Consider the following 14,508-nt stretch of genomic DNA (forward strand, 5'->3'; position numbering starts at 1 on the left):
GTACACGCGCGGCTCCGGTCTTCGCCGAACCCCGACCCATCACCGGTGCCAGGTGCACAATCTGAGGCAGGGTCGGCATCCGCCAGCCTTACTCAGGGAGCCCGAGATGACCGCAACGACGGAGGGCACGCCGGACTGCCCACCGCAGCCCGCGGCCAGGGCGTCGTACAGCCCGCCGAGCCCTCGTCGGTTACCAGTCCGATTGGTCAAGTACGACGAACCGTTCGGACCTCGAGCTCAATGATCAAGCTATCGGACTGTATCGAAGGTCAGCCCCCGAACCCGGTCACACGGCTTTCGCGTCCTCACCAGCAAGGAACGGACGCAGCAGCGCGAGGAGGGCGCGCGGCCGGTGCAGCGGGATGATGTGGCCGCAGTCTTCGATGACGTGTCCGGTGAGATCGTCGGTGATCGGCCGGAGCTGGCGTTCCAGTGCCGTACCGACGGGCCGGGCGCCCAACGTCATCGTCGGCACCGTCAGGCGGGCAGTGGCGACCGCCTGCTCGATCTGTGCCGCGCTCTCGGGGAGCGCCCGGTAGTACGAGAATGCGCGGCTCAACGCCTGGCGGCCGGTGTATGCGTGGACGAAGGCGTCCCGGAGGGCGGGGCGCACCCCGTCGCCGAGCGTGCCAGTGCTCAGAAACCAGTCGACGTAGGCGGCCTCGTGTCCCTCCAGTACGGTCTCGGCAAGGCCGGGAGCGGCGGAATGGAAGCCGAACCACCACGGCGGCCCGCCGGCAAGGAAGTCCTCGGCGCCGGGCAGCCGGCCCAGAACGGACTCCATGACGACCAGGCGCCGGACGAGACCGGGGCGGCGCATGGCGAGGAGGAAGGCCGGTGCGGTACCCGCGTCGATGCCCACCACCGCAGCCGAGGACACGCCGAGCGTCGTGAGAAGCGCCGCGGCGTCCTCCGCCAGGGTGCCCGCGTCGTACCCGGAGGCGGTCCCGCTGCTCGCGCCGAAACCGCGCAGGTCCGGCGCGATGACGCGGTAGCGGCCGGACAGGCCGGCCATGACGTCCGTCCACAGCTCCCAGGTATGCGGGAAACCGTGCAGCAGCAGGACGGCCGGGCCGGATCCGGCGAGGGCGACGTTCAGTTCGACACCGTTGACGGGGACGCGCCGCAGCTCGGGCATGGAAGGGCTCCAGATGTGGTGAGGAATAGTGACCACGTCACGCTAAGGAACTAACCTGGTTCCTCCAAGACGGCACTTTCCCTTCAGGTGGTGAGCCCGGAGTGACCACATCGAGGCCCGGCGAACCCGGTCGGCGGCCCGGTGAGCGGGGTGATTTGCTGAATCCGCTCTGCCCGACCCGCCAGTTGCTCGACCGTATCGGCACCAAGTGGACGTCGATGGTGGTCAAGGTGCTGGCCGAGGAGGGGCCGGACGAGCTCCGTTTCGCGGAACTGCGGCGCCGTATCTCCGGCATCTCACAGAAGATGCTGTCCGTCACCCTGCAGAGCCTCGTCCGCGACGGCCTGGTCGCGCGCCGAGTGGAACCCACCGTGCCACCCGCCGTCCACTACCGGCTCACCGAGCTCGGCGTGTCCCTCGAAGGGCCGCTCTCCGCCCTGCGGGTCTGGGCCGAGACACACATGCCGGAGATCGACCGCAGCAACCAGTTCGCCGACGAGTCAGCCCCCGGCTAGGGCGTGGATCGAACATGCTTAGTACAGCGACTCGTTGATGGAGGCGACAAGAACGGCCAGAGATCACCTACTGCCAGTTCGCGTTCGAAACACGGCCGAAGTAGTTCTCGTCGCTGATGAGAGTCTGTCGGGGAGGTGTCGTCCGGTCAAAAAGAGATCTTGGACGCCCTCGTTCTCGTCGCCGCAGGCCCCCTTGGACCAAGCCACCAGGAGAAACCGGTGTCCTACCCGCAGCTGCTCACCCCCGAGAAGAAGCTCGCCGACGCGAAGAAGCTGTTGAGCATCCCGCATATCGTCGCGATCTGCGGTTCCACCCGCTTCATGACCGCGATGGCCGAGGCCGAGCTGTGGGAGACCAAAGCCGGAAACATTGTCGTCAAACCGGGCTGTGACTTGAAGTCGCCGCACGAACTCTGGTCCGATCCTGCCGAAGCCAAGGCGCTGAAGGTCCGACTCGACGAACTGCACCGGGCGAAGATCCGGCTCGCTGATGAGGTGCTCGTAGTCGGCGACTACATCGGAGACAGCACGCGAGCCGAAATCGCCTACGCCCGATCGCTTGGCAAGCCCGTGCGGTTCACTCACGCCGAAGTCGACCCTGACGCTTGACCCCCGCTGCCGCCTCGGCAACCAGGGTGGCCGGCCGCCGACGCCTCGGCGGCCGGCCACCCATTCTTCGACAGAAACCTACCGCGACCGGAACGTGGTCGAGCGATGCTCCGCCCGCTTCAGGCAGTTCCGCGCGGTCGCCACACGCTTCGACAGAGTGGCGACCGCTACCGCGCCGGATTCGCCCTGGCGTCCCTCATCCGCGGGTCGGACCTTGCTTGTGCACAGGGGTCCTGACTCCTGCAGGGTCGGCCACAGCTCGAATGGCGAAGGGAGGTCGTCCGGGCACGCCGCCTACCGCACGGCGACGTAGTCTCCGGTCGACGACTTTGCCCCGGAGGTGGAGTTTCCGTAGTACGTCCACCGCCACGTCCCCGGCCCGGTGGCCTTCACCGTGGTCCTGAGCGCCCCCGTGCTGCTCGACGTCGACTTCTTGACCGTCGTGTACGCGGAGGCGCCCCCCGCCTTGAACTGCAGGCTCACTGTGCGACCCGCGTACCCCTGGTACGTGTGCGTGTCCCAGTTCGCCCGTGTGACCCGCCCGGTCACAGTGATCGTCTTCCCTGCTGCGACCGGCTCCGGCGAGGCGTTGGCGGTGAGGCGTGTAGCACGCTTGAACTGCAAGGGAAGACCCTTGTCGTCGGTGTCGTGTGCGTCACCGGCGAGAAAGACCCGAGCAGCGGTGTTCCACGTACCGGCGTCCTCGTTCCCGAAGTCAAGGTTCCGCGGGTCGATGTACAGCCATTCTTCGAAGTCGCAGATTCCCTTCGCCTTGTCCACGACTTTGCAGTCGCTGGTGATGACGGAGCTGTGAATCGTGTCTCCCGAGTCGGGCTTCCCCCGGTAGGGGAACACCGTCGGCCCGGAGTCATATCTGAGCTTGGTCGTCATCCGGAAGGCTGCAGGAACTTCGACCTCCTCCTGGACCCCGACCACGATCGGCTTCCCGCCGTTCACCACGACCCGAGAGAAGGAGACCCCGCCCTCCGCCGCCCCGGCCGGCACCGCCGCCACTCCTGTGAACACGACCGCCGCTCCACCGGCCACCACGGCGCGCCACATCATCTTCCCCATATTCGCCCTCTCCGTCGAGCCCGCTCTTTCCATGCAGCCCGGACCGGGCGGCGCACCGCCTCAAAGGCATCCTCAGCTGCTGACTGTGGGACAGGGGAGAGTCGTACACGGTTGTACGCGGTACGGAACCGATTTGATCACCACGACGCCGCCCTGGGTCGAGTGGCCAACTGTCGGGCTCACAAACCAACTGTCCCGCTCAGTCACGTCCCGGTCGCACGGGTTGTGATTGAGCGCGCCGGTTGGCCGGTTGAGCCGGATCCGCCGCGGCCGGTACTTGGATCGTCTCACCGTGATGATCTTTCGGTGTCCGCCGATAGCGCGGGCGGCTCTCCGGCGAACGTCTCGAGCGTTCCCCGTAGCCTGCGTGATGCCCGCACTGATGCCCGCACTTCCGTGCGTAGACCTGTGTTGACGCTCGTTCGCCAGGTAGCACGAACGGGTGGCACCTGCCACTCGATGCAGGCAACCGCAACATTGAGGGCTCCGCAGGAATAGGGTCCGTTGACTGACCGGTCTCTGTGCTGTTGGCGAAGCTGCCGTGCTGCACGGTGCTGGTGCCCATCTCATTCGCAGAGACCCTTGTGAGGCGCTATGTCCAGTGCGACGTCAGACAGGCCTGTTCCCCCGTATGTCGACGCGACGAAGCCCAGCATCGCCAATGTGTACGACGCCTTCCTCAGTGGTTCTGACAACTACGAGGTGGACCGCGGAGTTGTCCGTTCCGTACTGAAGACCGCTCCCGAGGCTGCGGATCTGGCAGTCGAGAACCGTCGCTTCCTGATCCGCGCCTGCCGGTACCTGGCAGAGCATGCGGGGGTCACTCAGTTCCTGGACTGCGGATCCGGCCTTCCGACCGCGGAGAACACCCACACCGTGGTCCAACGCATCAACCCGGACTCGCGGGTCGTCTACGTGGACAACGACCCGCTGGTGCTGGCCCACAGCCGAGCGTTGCTGGAGCAGGCCGAGAGTGCTGTCATCGTCTCCGAGGACATCTTCGAACCCGAGACATTGCTGCGGAACGAAGTCGTGCGGTCTCGGCTGGACTGGGACGCGCCGATCGCACTGCTGCACATGGGCACCCTGCACCACTACAACGGCGAGCACGTCCGCACTCGGCAGGACATCATGCGCTCCTACATCGACGCTCTGCCCTCGGGATCGTATGTGGCGATCAGCCACTTCCTGGACCCGGAGGACGAGTACAGCACGACGGCCCGAAAGATGGAGGACGTGTTCCTGCGCAGCATGATGGGCAGCGGCACCTTCTCCACCACGGCTGAACTCAACGATTTGTTCAACGGCTTGGAGCTGATCGCGCCAGGCCTGGTTCGGTGCGTCGACTGGCGGCCGGAAGACCCGCAGCTCAAGCCGCTCAGCGTAGCCCAGCGCTGCATCGCTGGTGGCGTCGCCCGCAAGCCGTAGGTGGTGCACCATGGGGCGCGGAGTCAGCCAGCTCGCCCCCAAGCACGGGAGATCCTCGGTGCCCGCGCGGCCGGGGCACCGATGAATGCAATGTGTGACCCGCGCAGAACCCGTCGCCGGGACATCGATCTCCTCCTCACCAGGGGCACCGCTGACGACGGCCTGGCCTGCCTCTTCGGGGTCCGAGACCACTTCGGCTCCCGTCCCCCTGGCGGAGGACCGCTGCTTCCCGGATGACGCCTGGGATGGGCTGCGAGGTGAGTTCAGGCCGCGACGAGCTCCTGCTCGCGGTCTGGCGTCTTGACCTTGGGCTTCTTGTTCGGCAGCGAGAGCCGGAAGACCTTGTGCCACGCGGAGAACACCTGCTTGGGCAGCGGCCCGGTGACGTACTCCAGCTCGTACTTCTCGAACAGCGCGCGGACCTTCACCGCGACCTCGGCGTACCGGTTGCTCGGCAGGTCCGGGAACAGGTGGTGCTCGATCTGGTACGACAGGTTGCCGGTCATGAAGTGCATGGCCCTGCTGCCGCTGATGTTCGCCGAGCCCATCATCTGGCGCAGGTACCACTGACCGCGCGTCTCGCCCTTGATCGACCGGCGCTCGAAGACCTGTACGCCCTCGGGGAAGTGCCCGCACATGATCACCGAGTGGGTCCAGATGTTGCGAACCAGGTTCGCGGTGAACGTGGCAGCGAGCGTGGTGAGGAACGACGGGCCCGACAGCAGCGGGTGAATCACGTAGTCCTTGAGTACCTGCTTGCGGATCTTGCGGCCCACGGCCCTGGCCCGCGCCCGGAACTCCGGGTTCTTACGGCGGCGCTTGTTCAGGTTCTTGCCGAGCTCCAGGTCGTACGCTGCGATGCCGTACTCGAAGAAGCAGGCGTTGATGAAGTTCCACAGCGGCTGGCCGAGGTGGAACGGGTGCCACCTCTGGTCCTCGTCGACACGCATGATGCCGTAGCCGAGGTCGTTGTCCTTGCCGATCACGTTGGTGTACGTGTGGTGCAGTTCGTTGTGCGAGTGCTTCCACTGCTCGGACGGCGAGACGTGATCCCACTCCCAGGTGGTGGAGTGAATCTTCGGGTCCCGCATCCAGTCCCACTGGCCGTGCAGGATGTTGTGGCCGATCTCCATGTTGTCCATGATCTTCGCGACAGAGAGACCGGCGGTGCCGATCAGCCACGCGGGCGGGAAGATCGAGAACAGCAGCACGCCCCTGCTGACCAGCTCGAGCTTGCGCTGCACCGAGATGATCTTACGGATGTAGGCGGCGTCCTTCTCGCCGCGGACGGCGATCACCTCGTCGCGGATCGCGTCCAGCTCGCGGCCGAGCTCCTCGATCTGCTCCGCAGTCAGGTGGGCGGTGGGGTCGATGGCGGTCAAGGTGCTCCTACCGTTCGATGTCGCAAGGGCCCGCCGCGGCGGACACGCAGGTCTGGATGAGGACGCCCGGCTCGGCCTCGGTGATCTCGCCGGTGCGCAGATCGCGGACGGCGCCCGCCTTGAGCGGCGTGACGCAGCCGAAGCAGATGCCCATACGGCACCCGGAGGGCATGAGCACACCGGCCCCTTCGCCGATGTCCAGCAACGGCGTGGCGCCGTCCGCGTCGACAGTCCTGCCGGTGGTGCTGAACGTGACCTCGCCGCCGCCGTCGCCGGCAACGACGATGCTGGGGCGGAAGCGTTCGGTGTGCAGGCGCTCTTGGACGCCGTGCTCGGTCCAGTGCTCTTCGGCGGCGTCGAGCAGGCCCGCGGGTCCGCAGGCCCAGGTCTCGCGCTCGGCCCAGTCGGGCACGAGTTCGTCGAGACGGCCGATGTCGAGCACGCCGTCGGTGTCGGTGTGCAGCTCGGTGAGCCGCAGCTTCCTGTCCGCGACCAGGGCGTGCAGATCGTTGCGGAAGATCACGTCCTGCGGCTGCGGCGCGGAGTGAACCATGACGACGTCGTCGAACTCGGTGTCGCGCAGCATGCCCATCACGGGCGTGATGCCGCTGCCGGCCGTCAGGTAGAGCACCTTGGCGGGTTTGGCCTCCGGCAGCACGAAGTCACCGGTCGCCTGGTCGAGCCGGATCAGCGTGCCCGGCTTCGCCCTGCGGACCAGGTGGTTGCTGACCTTGCCGTCCGGGATCGCCTTCACGGTGATCGTGAGGCGGCCGTCCTGGCGGTTTGTCGGCGAGGTGACCGAGTAGGCACGCCACAGGCGCACCCCGTCGACGTCGACCCCGATCCGCACGTACTGACCGGCTGTGTGGCCGCGCCAGCCCCGTCCCGGCCTGATCACGACAGTCGCGGCGTCACTCGTCTCGGGGCGCACGGCCTCGATGCGCCCACGCAGGTCGGCGCCCGCACGCAGCGGGCTGACCAGGTCGAGGTAGTCGGACGGCAGCAGCGGCGTCGTGACCATCTCCAGCAGTTTCCACGCCCTGCTGCGGAGGGCTGCACTCGTCATGGCTCCAGCTTGCTGTGCCTCAGGGCGTAAAGTCCTGACCGCAGAACGTAAATCTGGTCAGCTGAATTGTTCGCAGGGAACAAAACATGAGCCATGCAACCCGGAGGGCCAGCGAACTGGCCCTCGATGAGACGACGGTCACAGCACTTCGGACCGCGCTGAAGACCACCGCCGACGAGGTCGTCCAGGCGATCATCGACGAGGTCCCTCCCTACGCCAACGCCCTTTCGGGCCGCATGGGCGGCACCATCCGCCGAGCCGTCCGCACCGCTCTGGGGCACTACCTGGACCTCGCGAGCGGGAACGCCACAGGCGGCGACGCCGGTGACGCAGCCTATGAGCTGGGCCGCGGCGAGGTGCGCGACGGCCGCTCGATGGACGCCCTGCTCAGCGCCTACCGTGTCGGCGCACGCGTGGCATGGCGATGCCTGGCAGCGGGTGCCGTACCCGCAGGTCTACCCGCCGCCGAGGTCGCCAAGTTCGCTGAGCTGACCTTCGCCTACATCGACGAGCTCTCCGCTGCCAGCGCCGCCGGCCACGCCGACGAGCTGGCAGCCCGGGGCAGGGCCCACGAACGCCACCTGGAACACCTGGCCCGCGACCTTCTCGCCGGCGCGAGCCAGGACGTGCTGCTGGCCTCTGTGCAACGGGCCAGGTGGCAGCCTCCGGTTTCACTGACCGCGGTCCTGCTGCCCGCCGCGCAGGCCCGGCCGACCTACCGCGCGCTCGACCCGAGCACCCTCGTCCTCGACGATCTGCCGGACGCCACCGGTGTACTGCTCGTCCCCGATGCCGACCGGTCGCACCTCTTGCGGCGACTGTCCGGCCGCGCCGCCGTGGTCGGCCCGGCCCGGCCATGGACTCGTGCGTCCGCCTCGTACGCACGGGCCATACGCGCCCGCTCCCTCTCCTCTGATATTCGCGACACCGAGGACTACCTGCCCGAGCTGGTGCTGAGCGCCGACGTGGACGCGTTCGCAGACCTGCGTGCCCGAGCCCTCGCACCGTTGCAGACCTTGCCTGCCGCGACCGCACGGCGGCTGGAGGAGACGTTGCGGGCGTGGCTGCTGCACCAGGGCAGGCGGGACGAGGTGGCGGCGGCCTTGTTCGTCCATCCTCAGACAGTCCGGTACCGGATGTCGCAGCTGCGGGAGCTGTTCCCGGATCTCGCATCTCCACAGCGGGCCCTTGAACTCACGCTGGCGGTCGGCCCCAGGGTCAGCTGAGGCGCACATCGACCGCCCACGACCGCGTCCGCGAGCGGTCCAGAAATCGTGCCTCGTTCTCGGCGCCGTCAGGCGGCGCACGCGGCCCCGGGAAGAGCGGCATCTGCAGCTGGAGACCGGAGGTCGATGCGAAGACCGGAGAAGCTTTCGGGAAGCCCGTCGGGGGCGCTGTCTCCGAGAAGCTCGGTGGCGGATACGGCTCGGCTGAAATGCGGTGCCCGGTGGCGTGCTCATCGAGCATCCGGTCGGCGATCTGGTCCGCCATGTCCTGAAAAACGGCTTTCCTAGCGTCTTGCGGGTTCCGTCCAGGCAAGAGCAGGCCTACGGACACGTGGGGGCTGCAGCGGGACGGCCGGGGCGCAGGGGCGGGGGCCAGGCGGACCGGGCCGGCACGGCACGGCACGGAACCCGAGGGATGATGGGGGGATGGAATGACGAGACGTGAGGTAAGGAGATTTTGTGGCTAAGCGGGTTCACCGACCCCGTGAGGACGCGGAGTTCGATTTCATCCTCGGGATGAGCGTAGTTCCGGTCCTCGCGTACTTCACCGGGACATGGCCCAAGGCAATCGAGCCCTGCCGGGTGATGGACCTGGTCGTAGGTGACATCGCCGACGACTGCGCCGGCCGCCTGACGGTCGTACGCGCCGACATCACGCGTTGCCCGGCCGCAACCGAGCGATACGCGATCACCGGAGCCCCGTCCTACATCCTGCTGAAGGAGCGAGAGGTGGTGGCGCACGGCACGGGGCCTATGACCATCACCGAGGTACGCAGGTTCCTGGACGGCCACCTCTGAGCGCGCCCTGCGGCACATGCCCGCGACGCCCGTCACATCTCGACTACGGGAGCTGCGCCGCCTGTGGCCCTTGGGGCTGGGACACTGCACAGCTCACATAACGCAGTTGATCGCGGTCGCGTCCGGCAGCCGCCGAACTGCGGCCGCGACCCGGGGAAGGTCGGCCATGTCGGATTCCCCGGCTGAGCGCAGCACCACGGTGTCGGCCTCGACGGAGAACGCCCCCTGGCAGTCCAACACCGCCCCATGCAGGCGGCTTGGCCGGGGCAGAAGCACCGAGCTCGCGATGGGCAGCGGACAGGACAGAACCCTGGCGACAACTCTGGGTCGATGAGCATGCCTACACCGGCATCGCTCCGGGAAGTGGGATGGTTTCGCGTTGGGCGCCCACCGAGGAGACACCGTGCCATTCGAGGAGATCAACACCAAAGCCTGGAACGTCTACGGCCGGCGACAACTGGACCGCGCCTACACGCCACCCGTTCCCACCGAGATGTCCTGGACACCCTGGGACGGAGTCGGACCAGGGGCCGAAGTCCTCGGTGACATCACCGGCCGCCGCGTACTGGACATCGGCTCCGGGGCCGGCCACCACGCCGTCCATCTCGCGAGAGAGCACGGGGCTCGCCTCACTGGCATCGAGCTGTCGGCGACCCAGCACGAACGCGCTGTCACCGCTCACGCAGACGTCTCCGGGGTGGAGTTCAAACTCGCGGACGTGGTCGCGTTCCTCGCCGACGCCGAGCCGTTCGACGCTGCTTACGCCATCGGCACCCTGGCTTTCATCGGCCCGGACCGCGCGCTGCCGGCGCTGCGCGACGGGCTGCGTCCAGGCGCGCCTCTGATCCTCTCGCTCCTGCACACCGACCTCGACGGCCGCGGCCCGTCCACTCAGCCGGTGCCGCGCGAGCAGACGATCCTCCTTCGCGACGATCCTCCGCTGTCGACCTGGATGTGGGTCCTGGCACCACAGTTGTGGACGGACCTGCTCACCGAGTACGGCTTCCGTGTCGAGGGCATCGATCTGCTGCACCACCCGGACGACACTGCCCTGGTCATCCAGCAACTCATCCGCGCCCGTCGCTTGCCCCATCAACCGGCGTCCGCCCTCGGCACGTGATCGCCACGTCCAGCGGCTCCCGCGCCGTGAGACCGTGCCCGGCACCTGTCGCACCGCCCCATGGCTCCGCTCCCCCACACGCCTGCTTCACGTGGAAGGCCCAGTAGCACCCAGCAGGGTAGGGGCAGCGTGGGTCCGGGCTGAGCACGCTGACGCGGAGTCGACGCTCCCGTGACTGCCGAGCCCAGTTGCGCAGAAGGTTGCTCACCCCCGCCTTCGAGGCACTGTTGGACCTCCCGTCCGGAGGAGTTGCCAGGCGGAACTACCTATCGGCACAGCCGGAAATCGGACACCGCGCAGGCTGCCCGAGTTCCCTTTAACCGGTTCAAAAAACCCTTGATTTCGTGGACATACGCCTGCCGGTGGGGGGCACCAGGCTGACAGCGGTTGATGAGGGAAAGGGAAACTCGCCGGGACGACATTGCGACTGGTCTCGGCGCCCGTCTTGAGCCGCCTTAAATACGTCATTCCTTTTTCATGTGAACGAAGGAGCTTTTCATGAGCGAGAACCTGTGGGGCTACCAGCCGAGCGTCGGTCACACCGCCGGAACCGACCTCATCGGCTACAAGGTCGAGGCGACGGACGGCAGCATCGGCAAGGTCGACAAGCACTCCGACGACGTCACCTCCTCGTATCTGGTGGTCGACACCGGCGTATGGATCTTCGGCAAGCACGTTCTCCTTCCGGCGGGGACGGTGAGCCGGATCGACACCGACGACAGGAAGGTCTACGTCGACCGCACGAAGGACCAGATCAAGGACTCCCCGGAGTTCGACAAGGACAAGCACATCGGCGACACGGACTTCCATCACACGACCGGCGAGTACTACGGCCGCCACCGCCGCGTCTGACGCGGCTCCGTATGGACCGCGGGCGGGGCGGGACGCACTATGCGTCCCGCCCCGCCCGCGTTTTACAGGTCAAGAGCAGAATTCCGCCCAGTGCGGCAAGGCCCGCCAATCCGTCCAGGGCCGACGTGCACGATTGGCACACCGAGGCCCAGCAGGAGGCGTGGAGGGCCTGGCGGGCAGGGTGTTCCTGTCCGGTCCTTCCGTCCTTGGGCCGGCCGAAGTCGATCCCTTTCTGGGCGCAGTCGACTGGAGCCGCGGGCCGGGTACTACCCTGACCGGCTGCCACGCCCTCGGCTGATGCGTCGCGGAGCCGCCGTCACCTCGACCGTTCTGGTGCCTGAGAGAACTCGCGCGTGCTCGAATCGAGGTTTCCCGAGTCCGGGGATACGGTGAATACGGATCATGTCAGCCCAATTCAACCTCTCCCGTGACTAGTCTTCCGCATACCGGAAGTCTTCCGTTGCACGCGACCCCAGGAGGAACGATGGCCTACCCCGAGCGCGACGCGAACGAAGGACCCGCGGACGGCGGAGCGGCGGGCACGCCCGGGGTCAACGACGGCGGAGCCGACGGCGGCGCAGACGGCGGAGCCGAAGGACCCGCGGACGGTGGAGCGGACGGCACCCCCGGCACCCACGACGGCGGAGCCGACGGCGGCGCAGACGGCGGAGCCGACGGCGGCGCAGACGGCGGCGCCGACGGCGGCGCAGACGGCGGCGCCGAAGGACCCGCGGACGGCGGAGCAGCGGGAACGCCCGGCGTCCACGACGGCGGCGCCGATGGCGGCGCCGACAAGGCCGGCAGCGGCTCTTGAGCGTGGTCCGGACCCGGATCCAGGACGCCGGCGCCCAGCCGGGCGTCGGCGTCCTGGAATCTCGTCTGACCGGACTGAGCCGGGAGGAGTTCGCCCGTGATGTCTGGGCGCAGACCGCCGCCCTCACTCGGGGTGCGGATGACTTCTCCGACGTGTTCTCTCCGTCCGCCGTGGACGAATTGATCTCCCGCCGGGGACTGCGTACGCCCTTCCTGCGGGTGGCCAAGGACGGCACCACACTTCCCGCGTCGTCGTTCACCGCGCCCGCGGGAGTCGGCGCCACCATCGCCGACCAGGTCGATGACACCGCTCTGTGGCGCGCCTTCGCCGACGGAGCCACACTCGTGCTGCAGGCACTTCACCGCACCTGGGAGCCAGTCGCGGACCTCGTATCCGATCTGAGCACGGAGCTGGGCCACCCCGTACAGGCCAACGCCTATGTGACCCCTCCGCAGAACCGCGGATTCGACGCGCACTACGACGTGCACGACGTCTTCGTCCTCCAGATCGAGGGGACGAAGCGTTGGATCGTCCATGAGCCCGTGCTGCCGGACCCGTTGCGCGATCAACCATGGACCGATCACCGATCGGCCGTCGCAGACAGGGCCACACACGACAGGCCCCACCTGGACACCGTGCTCCACCCCGGAGATGTCCTCTACCTTCCGCGCGGCTGGCTGCACGCCGCGCGGGCGCAGGGACAGGTCTCGATCCATCTGACCCTGGGCGTCCACACCACGACCCGCTACGCCCTGGCCGAGGAGCTGACCCGGGCTGCCCTGGCGGCGCTGCGTGAGGATGCTCCGATGCGGCGCTCCCTGCCCCTGGGGGGCAACGGTCCGGAGGGCGAGTGGGAACTGGTCCGTGAGCGCCTGCTGGCCGCTGTGGCGGAGGCCGACCCCGCTCCGTTGTTCGAGCGCACCCGGCGGGCCCAGTGCCGCCCGGCACCGCTGGGACCACTGGCCCAGCTCTCCGCGGTCAACGGCCTGCGTCCGACGTCACCGGTCCGACTGCGGGAGGCGCTGGAGGCCCGGCTGACAGGAAGGCGACTGTTCACCCGGGTGGGTTACCTCGACTTGTCGGCAGCCGACCTCGCGTCAGTGACTCGGCTGCTCGATGGGCACATCCGCACGGCCGGCGATCTCGGGCTCGTCCTCGCCGGGCGGCTGCTGCGGGCCGGCGTGCTGCTGCCCGGGAACCGATGACCTCAGGGGCGCGGTTCTTCTGCGCCGATGCCGCCCGCGCACGGGGCGACGCGTTCACGGGCACAGCTCCGTACGGCTGTGTCTGGGTGCTCATCGAATACAGGCGCAGCTGGCCGGCCAACGGTTTCGACGGCCTCGACCTCGACCCGGAGATCAAGGAGCTGGTGTTCTCGGCGGCCCGGGCGAGCCGGGCTCGGGTGCTCCTGGTCAGGCGCCCCGGACGCCGTCGCCCCGACGGGAGCGACCGCTGGGCGGTGCTGCGCCACGACGGCTTCGGTGCCCTGCGGCAGCAGTGGGGCAGCTGGCGACTGGACCAGGATCTGGCCCAGATCCTGACCGCTCTGCAATCCCCCGGGGAGCGTGGCAGACCGCCCGTCATCCTCGTCTGCGCCCATGGTGTGCACGACGCCTGTTGTGCCGTGCGTGGGCGGCCGGTGGGCCGGGTCCTCAGTGAGCGCTGGCCCGATCTGGTGTGGGAATGTACGCACGTGGGCGGGGACAGGTTCGCCGCCAACGTCATCGTCGTACCCGATGGCGTCTACTACGGGGGGCTCGACGCCGCCTCGTCGATCACCGTGGTGGAGGAGCACTTGGCCGACCGCATCCGTGCCGATCACCTTCGGGGCTTCACGACCCTGTACCCGCCGCAGCAGGCAGCGTTGGCGGCGGTGCTCGGGCGCTTCGGTCCGGCAGGCCGAAACGACTACGCGATCGTCGGCACGGTTCGCGGTGAAGACGGATGGCACATCCGGGTCAGCGGAGGGGCGCCGCACGGAAGAGTGCTCGACGTCGAGGTCCGGGCCCGGCGCACGCCGCCGCGTCGGCTGACCTGTCGAGGGCCGGAGGATGGTTCCGCCCTCATCTACGAAGTGGTGTCCGTGCGTGACGGCTGACGCAGTCATGTGACCGGGGAGTGCCACGAGGGAGTGGACGGTGGCCGCACAGGCCCACATACACATCCCCGGCCGACCGGTGGGCGACTCGGGTTGCTCAGTGGCCCTGACGTCCGCCTCGTCCGGCCTCGGACATACGCCGCCGAGTTCTGCATGCCGGCCCGCACCGCGATCTGCGACTTCCCCAAGGGCCGGCACAACTACCACCTGGCGCACAGAAGGCTCGTCTGCCTCCGCACCGCCGAGTACGAGACCGCACTCGCAGCCTGGCCACCACACTGGTTGCGCTTCTCGGACGGATCGTGTTCGAACTACGTTGCCATATGGAAGACTTGATATGTGAACAGTTCGGGAAGCCGACCGTATCGTCTGAAGGAAGGCGGCTTCA

General features: G+C 67.9%; 15 protein-coding genes and 1 pseudogene. 11 read left to right on the top strand and 5 right to left on the bottom strand.

Annotated features, from left to right (window positions below):
* Positions 1-286: 286 nt before the first annotated feature.
* A complete protein-coding gene (locus tag ACFUNE_RS11545) occupies positions 287-1,138 on the bottom strand; it encodes an alpha/beta fold hydrolase (RefSeq protein ID WP_383565224.1) in 852 nt (283 codons plus the stop codon).
* Between the two features lie 101 nt (positions 1,139-1,239).
* Between ACFUNE_RS11545 and ACFUNE_RS11550 the strand changes: the two genes are divergently transcribed.
* The 3 genes and pseudogenes from ACFUNE_RS11550 to ACFUNE_RS11560 all read left to right on the top strand — a co-directional run.
* Positions 1,240-1,653, top strand: a complete 414-nt coding sequence (locus ACFUNE_RS11550) for a winged helix-turn-helix transcriptional regulator (protein ID WP_383565226.1) — start codon at positions 1,240-1,242, stop codon at positions 1,651-1,653.
* Between the two features lie 219 nt (positions 1,654-1,872).
* On the top strand, positions 1,873-2,262 hold the full coding sequence (locus ACFUNE_RS11555; protein ID WP_383565228.1) for a hypothetical protein: 390 nt from the start codon (positions 1,873-1,875) through the stop codon (positions 2,260-2,262).
* Between the two features lie 4 nt (positions 2,263-2,266).
* Positions 2,267-2,499: pseudogene (locus ACFUNE_RS11560) on the top strand (hypothetical protein); the annotation flags it as partial.
* 57 nt (positions 2,500-2,556) lie between these two features.
* Here ACFUNE_RS11560 and ACFUNE_RS11565 read toward each other — a convergent pair.
* Positions 2,557-3,336 (bottom strand): hypothetical protein, encoded by a 780-nt coding sequence (locus ACFUNE_RS11565; RefSeq protein WP_383565230.1) that lies wholly within the window; start codon positions 3,334-3,336, stop codon positions 2,557-2,559.
* A gap of 594 nt (positions 3,337-3,930) precedes the next feature.
* On the opposite strand from ACFUNE_RS11565, the gene ACFUNE_RS11570 reads away from it, so the two are divergent.
* Entirely contained in the window at positions 3,931-4,764 is an 834-nt protein-coding gene (locus ACFUNE_RS11570; protein ID WP_383565232.1) for an SAM-dependent methyltransferase, read from the top strand.
* Between the two features lie 263 nt (positions 4,765-5,027).
* Here ACFUNE_RS11570 and ACFUNE_RS11575 read toward each other — a convergent pair whose 3' ends face one another.
* Positions 5,028-6,146: a fatty acid desaturase family protein gene (locus tag ACFUNE_RS11575; protein WP_383565234.1), complete on the bottom strand. Its 1,119-nt coding sequence runs from the start codon at positions 6,144-6,146 to the stop codon at positions 5,028-5,030.
* A gap of 7 nt (positions 6,147-6,153) precedes the next feature.
* Positions 6,154-7,212: a ferredoxin reductase gene (locus tag ACFUNE_RS11580; RefSeq protein ID WP_383565236.1), complete on the bottom strand. Its 1,059-nt coding sequence runs from the start codon at positions 7,210-7,212 to the stop codon at positions 6,154-6,156.
* An 86-nt stretch (positions 7,213-7,298) separates the two neighbouring features.
* Between ACFUNE_RS11580 and ACFUNE_RS11585 the strand changes: the two genes are divergently transcribed.
* A complete protein-coding gene (locus ACFUNE_RS11585; RefSeq protein ID WP_383565238.1) occupies positions 7,299-8,438 on the top strand; it encodes a PucR family transcriptional regulator in 1,140 nt (379 codons plus the stop codon).
* Here ACFUNE_RS11585 and ACFUNE_RS11590 read toward each other — a convergent pair.
* Positions 8,431-8,703, bottom strand: a complete 273-nt coding sequence (locus ACFUNE_RS11590) for a hypothetical protein (RefSeq protein WP_383565240.1) — start codon at positions 8,701-8,703, stop codon at positions 8,431-8,433. The two genes, ACFUNE_RS11585 and ACFUNE_RS11590, sit on opposite strands and share 8 nt — an antisense overlap.
* Before the next feature lie 194 nt (positions 8,704-8,897).
* On the opposite strand from ACFUNE_RS11590, the gene ACFUNE_RS11595 reads away from it, so the two are divergent.
* From ACFUNE_RS11595 to ACFUNE_RS11620, 6 genes are all read left to right on the top strand, one after another.
* Positions 8,898-9,236, top strand: a complete 339-nt coding sequence (locus ACFUNE_RS11595) for a thioredoxin family protein (protein ID WP_383565242.1) — start codon at positions 8,898-8,900, stop codon at positions 9,234-9,236.
* Positions 9,237-9,639: 403 nt separating this feature from the next.
* Entirely contained in the window at positions 9,640-10,356 is a 717-nt protein-coding gene (locus tag ACFUNE_RS11600) for an SAM-dependent methyltransferase (RefSeq protein WP_383565244.1), read from the top strand.
* 498 nt (positions 10,357-10,854) lie between these two features.
* Positions 10,855-11,208 carry a PRC-barrel domain-containing protein gene (locus ACFUNE_RS11605; RefSeq protein WP_383565246.1) on the top strand — a complete coding sequence of 118 codons (354 nt, stop codon included), beginning with the start codon at positions 10,855-10,857 and terminating at the stop codon, positions 11,206-11,208.
* 484 nt (positions 11,209-11,692) lie between these two features.
* A complete protein-coding gene (locus tag ACFUNE_RS11610) occupies positions 11,693-12,022 on the top strand; it encodes a BatC protein (protein ID WP_383565248.1) in 330 nt (109 codons plus the stop codon).
* Positions 12,019-13,227 carry a cupin domain-containing protein gene (locus ACFUNE_RS11615; protein WP_383565250.1) on the top strand — a complete coding sequence of 403 codons (1,209 nt, stop codon included), beginning with the start codon at positions 12,019-12,021 and terminating at the stop codon, positions 13,225-13,227. The genes ACFUNE_RS11610 and ACFUNE_RS11615 overlap by 4 nt, the downstream gene beginning before the upstream one ends.
* A complete protein-coding gene (locus ACFUNE_RS11620; RefSeq protein WP_383565252.1) occupies positions 13,224-14,120 on the top strand; it encodes a sucrase ferredoxin in 897 nt (298 codons plus the stop codon). The genes ACFUNE_RS11615 and ACFUNE_RS11620 overlap by 4 nt, the downstream gene beginning before the upstream one ends.
* The last annotated feature ends 388 nt before the right edge of the window (positions 14,121-14,508 follow it).

Origin of the sequence: Streptomyces sp. NPDC057287 (assembly GCF_042667905.1) — a bacterium.
GTDB lineage: Bacteria > Actinomycetota > Actinomycetes > Streptomycetales > Streptomycetaceae > Streptomyces.